This window comes from Pseudomonas farris (genome assembly GCF_019145235.1).
Classification (GTDB): Bacteria; Pseudomonadota; Gammaproteobacteria; order Pseudomonadales; family Pseudomonadaceae; genus Aquipseudomonas; species Aquipseudomonas farris.
The window spans coordinates 407,205-413,980 of sequence record NZ_JAHSTV010000007.1 but is presented as its reverse complement, the minus strand read 5'-3'; the positions used below and the strand labels follow the sequence as shown (position 1 = coordinate 413,980).

Annotated in this window: 6 protein-coding genes and 1 pseudogene; 2 read left to right on the top strand and 5 right to left on the bottom strand. The window is 57.1% G+C overall.

What is annotated here, in order from left to right:
• Window positions 1-190 precede the first annotated feature (190 nt).
• Complete coding sequence (gene mrdA, locus KVG95_RS17500; protein WP_217857319.1) at window positions 191-2,083, top strand: penicillin-binding protein 2; 1,893 nt, start codon at window positions 191-193, stop codon at window positions 2,081-2,083.
• 136 nt (window positions 2,084-2,219) lie between these two features.
• Here the strand turns inward: mrdA and KVG95_RS17495 are convergent, their stop codons facing one another.
• The 4 genes and pseudogenes from KVG95_RS17495 to KVG95_RS17485 form a co-directional block, all read right to left on the bottom strand.
• Window positions 2,220-2,474 (bottom strand): DUF1652 domain-containing protein, encoded by a 255-nt coding sequence (locus KVG95_RS17495; RefSeq protein WP_052963080.1) that lies wholly within the window; start codon window positions 2,472-2,474, stop codon window positions 2,220-2,222.
• A gap of 151 nt (window positions 2,475-2,625) precedes the next feature.
• Window positions 2,626-3,027, bottom strand: a complete 402-nt coding sequence (locus KVG95_RS17490) for a lysozyme inhibitor LprI family protein (RefSeq protein ID WP_217857318.1) — start codon at window positions 3,025-3,027, stop codon at window positions 2,626-2,628.
• A 94-nt stretch (window positions 3,028-3,121) separates the two neighbouring features.
• Window positions 3,122-3,520, bottom strand: a complete 399-nt coding sequence (locus KVG95_RS29835; RefSeq protein WP_225923205.1) for a GFA family protein — start codon at window positions 3,518-3,520, stop codon at window positions 3,122-3,124.
• A gap of 24 nt (window positions 3,521-3,544) precedes the next feature.
• A pseudogene (locus KVG95_RS17485) lies at window positions 3,545-4,462 on the bottom strand (ADP-ribosylglycohydrolase family protein); the annotation flags it as partial.
• Window positions 4,463-4,661: 199 nt separating this feature from the next.
• Between KVG95_RS17485 and KVG95_RS17480 the strand changes: the two are divergent.
• Complete coding sequence (locus KVG95_RS17480; RefSeq protein ID WP_007907615.1) at window positions 4,662-5,147, top strand: SRPBCC family protein; 486 nt, start codon at window positions 4,662-4,664, stop codon at window positions 5,145-5,147.
• A 538-nt stretch (window positions 5,148-5,685) separates the two neighbouring features.
• On the opposite strand, the gene KVG95_RS17475 is transcribed toward KVG95_RS17480, so the two are convergent.
• The gene (locus KVG95_RS17475) at window positions 5,686-6,615 is read right to left on the bottom strand and encodes an AraC family transcriptional regulator (protein WP_217857316.1); all 930 of its coding nucleotides are present in this window, start codon (window positions 6,613-6,615) and stop codon (window positions 5,686-5,688) included.
• Window positions 6,616-6,776: the final 161 nt, after the last annotated feature.

Genomic DNA, 6,776 nt, shown 5'->3' with positions numbered 1-6,776 from the left:
GGGTTTTGTTTTGTCCGCAGGAAAGTGTCGTGGAGGCTATCCCAGGTAATAGCTGCATTGTTCATGAAGTTTCGGTGGAACGGACGCTAAAGTAACCACGCCGTTTTTGGTATGGTGCAGCTCGTTTTTTAACGGACTGATTTCAAGCCTACGAATCGGCCTCCTCTACAGTCAAAGAGCCGCTGCAGAAATGCCTGAACCAATACCAATCAAGGACCACGAAAAAGAGACGCGCCTGGTCAATAAAAGACTGATGGCCTGCGCCTTGTTCGTCGTTGCTATTACCTGCGCGCTGGTGGTGCGGCTGTATGTTCTGCAGGTGGTCGAGTATGACTACCACTCGACGATCTCCGAAAACAACCGCGTACACGTATTGCCGATCGCCCCTACCCGCGGGTTGATCTACGACCGCAACGGCGTGCTACTGGCGGACAACCGGCCCAGTTTCAACCTGACCATCACCCGCGAACGCGCCTCCGACGTCAAAGAAGAGCTGGATGAGGTGGTCAACCTCCTGCACCTGCCGGCTGAAGACCGCACGCTGTTCGACAAGGCGATGAAGCAGGCTCGACACCCCTTCGTGCCCGTCACCTTGTTCTACGAACTCAGCGAAGAACAAATCGCGGTGTTGGCAGTCAACGAATTCCGTTTGCCAGGGATCGACGTAGAACCACAGTTCGTTCGCCACTACCCGATGGGTGCACACTTCGCACACTCGATCGGCTACGTCGGCCGCATCAACGAGAAAGAATCCAAAGCCCTGGATACGGTGGAGTACCGTGCCACCCAATCCATCGGCAAGACCGGCATCGAGAAATTCTACGAGCCCGAGTTGCACGGTCATGTGGGGTATGAAGAAGTCGAGACCAACGCCCAGGGTCGCGTGCTGCGAGTGCTCAAACACACCGATCCGGTCCCCGGCAAAAACATCGTATTGAGCCTCGACGTCAAACTTCAGGAAGCTGCCGAGGAGGCGTTGGGCGATCGCCGTGGCTCGGTGGTTGCTCTCGATCCCTCGACTGGTGAAGTGCTGGCCATGGTCAGTAAGCCAAGCTTCGACCCGAACATGTTCGTGACGGGCATCAGCTTCAAGGAGTACGCGGCGCTGCACGATTCCATCGACCGGCCGCTGTTCAATCGTGTGCTGCGTGGGCTCTACGCGCCGGGTTCGACCATCAAGCCGGAAGTGGCGATCGCCGGCCTCGACGCCGGGGTGGTCACCCCGCAGACCCGCGTCTTCGATCCGGGTTATTACCAGCTACCGGATTTCGATCATAAATACCGTAACTGGAACCACAGTGGCGATGGCTGGGTGGACATGGACGCGGCGATCATGCGCTCCAACGACACCTACTTTTACGATCTGGCGCACAAGCTGGGCATCGACCGTCTGCACGACTACATGGCGATGTTCGGCCTCGGCGAGAAGGTCTCACTGGACATGTTCGAAGAGTCTGCGGGGTTAATGCCATCCCAGGCCTGGAAACGCGCCACGCGCCGTCAGCCGTGGTTCCCTGGCGAGACAGTGATCCTCGGCATCGGCCAGGGTTACATGCAGGTCACGCCGCTGCAGTTGGCCCAAGCGACTGCACTGATCGCCAACAAAGGTGTATGGAACCGACCACACCTGGCCAAAACGGTGGATGGCGTAGCGCCGGTGGACGAGCATCCGATGCCGAACATCCTCCTCAAGGATCCGCGTGACTGGGAGCAGGTCAACCACGGCATGCAGATGGTGATGCACGATGCTCGCGGGATTGCCCGAGCGGCAGCGGTGGGGGCTCAGTACCGCATCGCCGGCAAGAGTGGGACCGCGCAAGTGGTGGCGATCAAACAGGGTGAGCGCTACAACCGGGCGAAAACCCTGGAGCGTAACCGCGACAACGCCTTGTTCGTCGGTTTTGCCCCGGCCGAACATCCGAAGATTGTCATCTCGGTGATGATCGAAAACGGCGAGGCCGGCGGCCGAGTCGCCGGTCCTGTGGTGCGGCAGATCATGGATGCCTGGCTACTTGATCAGGACGGTCACCTGAAGCCGCAATACGCCGTGCCGAGCAAAGCACCGGGCGACCCTCACGTCTAATGATCAAGGCTTCACAGCACAGGCGCACGATGCTGGGACCGATCGGCGCAATTGGTTTGAAGATATTTCCCGAAAAAAACCGTCGTAACCCGACGGGCGTGCGCCGCACCACCGTCGTGGTGCGGCGCGCACCGGTTCAGCTGAAAAACTTCGGATGAATGCCTTTGTGAGCTGCGATTTCTTGCCGCATATCAGCCACCAGCGATGCGATCGCGTGGGGGCTGTCCAGTGTCCATACCGGAACATGGGTGGCCACCAGATCCACTTTGCCAGTCATGCAATCGCAGACCCGAATTGTCATGGACTGATCCGCTTCCAGGCTGCAGGTGCATACGGCGGGCAGAAAACTGTGCTCAATGATGTTTTGAATTTCCAGGGTTGAAAGGAACATCGCTACCTCCCTCACGCCAGATGTGTGGCCGGGCAAATGCTCCGTCATTCACCCTTAGCCCGAAAATTCTAATCCTGAATAGAGGGTGTCTCAAGACCGTAACAGGTTGCTCGTCGTCTCATCGGCTGTCGCAATTCGCGACAAAACCACATCAAGCCCCAGGCACCGGACAGCTCAAATCCCCTTCCTGACACTTCAAGTAAGTCTTGAACGCCTCGACCCGCGCCTTGGTCAGTTCAGTGCTGCAGTTGCTATGGATCAGCGGATACACACTGCCTCCCGCCACCCCGGACGCCGAGAACTTGCACTCGGCGTCGCGAAACGCAATCCATGAGCGCTGCGCACCGATCAACAGCTTTTTCGCGTCGGGGCTGTCCTTCAATCGCGCGGTGATCTGCTGATAAAGCGCATTCAGCTCCTTGTCGGCCGCCTTGTTCTGCTGCGCCGCGCACTGATTCATCGTCGTCTGGTCAGTGGCATTGTCGCAGTCAATGGCATGCGCAAAGGGGGTAAACAGCAGCGGCGTCAACGCAAGGAGAAAACGTGGGGGCATGGGAGGTTCGCTGTGATGATGGAAAGTTTGAATGCAGTGTAGCGGGGCGCCGCCAGCCAACAAATCAGAGTCTGGCGCGGTGTAATCCGGAAAGCTATGTCTGCCACTCCGGACATTTCTCATTCGATTCATATTCAAGCCAGGACACGTCATGGGACGTCCAGATATGAGCCTGAGGTGTCATTTTCGGATCATCGTCGAGCGTCGCCACGCGAACGATTACATGAGGTTGGGCCAAGCGCTCTGCCATCAGATGCGATCCGCAGATCGAACAGAAATGCCGAAGCTTGCCCGGCGACGACTCATAGGTGCTTAGCCGGTCCTGTCCTTTTATCCAGTGAAAATGCTCACGCATGACCCCGGCCGTCGAGACGAATGCTGCTGCGTGTGCCTTGCGACAGGTGTGGCAGTGGCAGTGACTGATGGGCATGTCGAGGCTATCAAGTTCGTATTCGATGGCTTTGCACAAGCAGCTGCCATGCAAGTTATTCATGGGGATTTCTCCTGGTTGCGTGGCTGATATGTCGGCAGCAGTGGCTGCCCGAAGCAGGGCGTCAGCCGTGGCTTCGATGTCTTCGCGCATGTGCAACTTTGCCAGCCAGCCGTCAGGGATGGCCTGCACACCGTAGTGGGCTCCGGCCAACTGGCCGACGATGGCGGCAGTGGTATCGGCGTCGTCGCCAAGGTTTGCGGCTTCGAGGATGGCGGCTTCAAAACTGTCAGTGTGATGAAAGCACCACAAGGCCGCTTCCAGTGATGCAACGCAGTAACCGGTACCGCGAATATCGTCTTTGGATTTTCCGAGGTAATCGCCTCGGGCGATGCTCGCGACCTTCGGTTCCACGAACGTCGTCTCTGGCAGGCTCTGCAAATCCGGCTTGGGCGCGCCTTGCAATGCCTTGCGGATCAGATCGGCAAGTAACTGACAGCATTCAAGTGCCTCCGGCGCCGCATGGGTAGTGCGCGAGCTGTCTGCGGAAAACCTCCTGATCCGGTCAAGGTCGGGAAAGTAGTACAACACTATTGGCGCTAACCGCATCAGCGAACCGTTACCGGCCGTATAGGGATCGGTGGATCCCGCGAATGGCTGACCGGTTTGCTGATAACGAGCCAGCGCTTCACGGACGGTCATGCCGATGTCGAAGCATTCGCCGGTCGAACTCAGGTAACCCCATTGCCACCAGTTGAGATAACGGCCCATTTGGTCGGCCGGATCAACCCCTTTTTTGTTCAGCAGACTTTCGGCCAGGCAAAGTGCCATGGAGGTGTCATCAGTCCATTGCCCCGGCTTCAGATTGAAAGGACCACCCCCAATCATGTCGGTCAGAGGCTTAAACGAGCCGCGCGTTTGGAATTCGGCACGGGTGCCAACGGCATCCCCACAAGCAAGCCCCAGCAGGGTTGCGCGATAACGTTCCGTGAGTGAAGGCTGCATGAATCTTCCTTGTAAGGGTTCCACGTCGTTTCAAACGTTAGCAGTTTCAGCCCGTTGACTCCCCCCTTCAAACCAGAACTTATGGCCAAAACTGAGGCCGAATATTTCAGGTACGGGTGATTGCCGCACCCGTTTGATACAACTTTAAGGTTGGTCTTATGGTCTTTACAGGCCTACTGTTCAATACAGGAGGTGACTTATGAACCCAGCATCAGATCGCATCGAAAGGAAGATCCTGCTCAAGGTGCCGCGCTCGCAGGTCTGGCGCGTGCTGGCCAATGCCGAAGCCTTTGGGCAATGGTTCGGCGTGGCACTCGAGGGCAAGCGTTTTGTCGCCGGCGAGTGGACCCAGGGGCAGATTACTTATCCTGGTTATGAGCACTTGTTGTGGAATGTACTGGTGGAGCGGGTCGAGCCGGAGCGCGTGTTTTCGTTTCGCTGGCACCCGTATGCAGTCGAACCCGATACCGATTACTCCCAGGAGCCCACCACGCTGGTGAAGTTCGAACTCCAGGATATGGACGAAGGCACGTTGTTGACGGTCGTCGAGTCCGGTTTCGATCACATCCCTCAGTCGCGCAGGCTCAAGGCGTTCCGCATGGACAGCCGGGGTTGGGATGAGCAGATGAGCAATATCGAAAAATTTCTGGTAGACACCAAGGACCATGAGCGTCAGGGAGGTTAATGGCTGCAGGCCACGACACTCGTGGCTTCAGCCCATGATGACTGATTCGTCTAAGGGTTTTCGGAAGGGCGGCTATAGCGAATGTCTTACACGCGGTAGTAGCTATGTCGTCTATTGCAGATTGGATCCCAAGCGTAATCTAGCCTCATCAACTGAAGCACAGGAAGTGCTCCAGGGTCACGGATGATCGACCATAGCAAGGATCGCTGCCGACAGGGAGTCGATATGGTCTTGGGAAAAACCCGCTTCGGCGGGTTTTTTTTCGTCCGCAGAAAACTGCAGTTGCTACAAGAAGGGCAGGTTTCAGGTGCTGAATGGTCAATGGCTTACATGTAGTCGATGGTATGTCGTCTTTTGAAGCTTCACCGATACGTCTAATCTGGATCCATCAACTGAAGCACAGGACGTGCTCAGGATCACGGATGATCGACCATACGCCAGGATGGCTGCCGACAGGATGTCGCATGGTCTTGAGAAACCCGCTTAGGCGGGTTTTTTTATGCCCTTGAATTGCCTGATTCTGGCGAACACAAAACTGCTAAATCGCCTGAGCGCGCAGCCGGGCGATGTCCTTGCTCGGCGAGGCGCCAAACAGACGGCTGTATTCACGGCTGAATTGCGAAGGGCTTTCGTAGCCCATTCTGTAGCCGATTGACGAAACATCACTATTCTCCAACAACAGCAGCCGTCGCGCTTCCTGCAAGCGCAATTGCTTCTGGTATTGCAACGGGCTCATGGCTGTCACCGATTTGAAGCGGTGATGCAGCGCCGAGGTACTGAGATTGATCATCTGCGCCAGGTTCTCGATGCTCAGGGGGTCGGCGTAATGGTTGTTCAGCCATTCGATAGCACGGCTGATGCGGTGGGTCTGGGTGTCGGGTATGGCGATTTCATGCAAGCGCTGGCCCTGCTCGCCGCGCAATAACCGATAGAAGATTTCCTGCTGCGCCAGTGGTGCCAGGGGCGCGATGTCGTCCGGGGTTTCCAGCAACCTCAGTAGCCGCAATACGGCATCAAGCAAGGGCGCGTCGATTCGATCCAGAAACAGACCACGTCCAGTCGTTCTCACCCCGGGTACCCCGATTGGGCTGACGTCGGCGATCAAACGGCAGATCTGCGCCGGGTCAATGTCCAGACGCAAACACAGATAAGGCCGATCCGGGCTGGCCTCGATCACTTTGCCGGCCAAGGGCAGGGTGACCGACACCACCAGGTAATTGAGCGGGTCGTAAATATAGCTTTCAGCGGCCAGGCGTACTTCTTTGCGTCCTTCGACAATCACGCACAGTCCTGGTTTGTGCACTGTGTGCAGGTCTTCGGTGGGATGGTCGCTGCGGATCAGGTGCAAGTCTTTGATCGGCGTGGCATGAACGCCGTATTCCGGGGCGAAGCGCTTCATCAGGCTCACCAGCTCGGCGCGCCGAACGTCGACGCCGTCTTGGGCATCCGCGGAAATAGAAGTCGTCATGCTGAACAATCTCCCTGGCCGAAGGTTGAGTCGGGCTAGTAAAACCGATTGCGCGCGTGTCGGCCAGCATCGGTTTCGCTGCTACAGGATCGTGCAAGAACCCAGGAGAAACCGGCTAACGAAACCCATCGAAGCGTCCCTAATCTGGACCTGTCGCAACG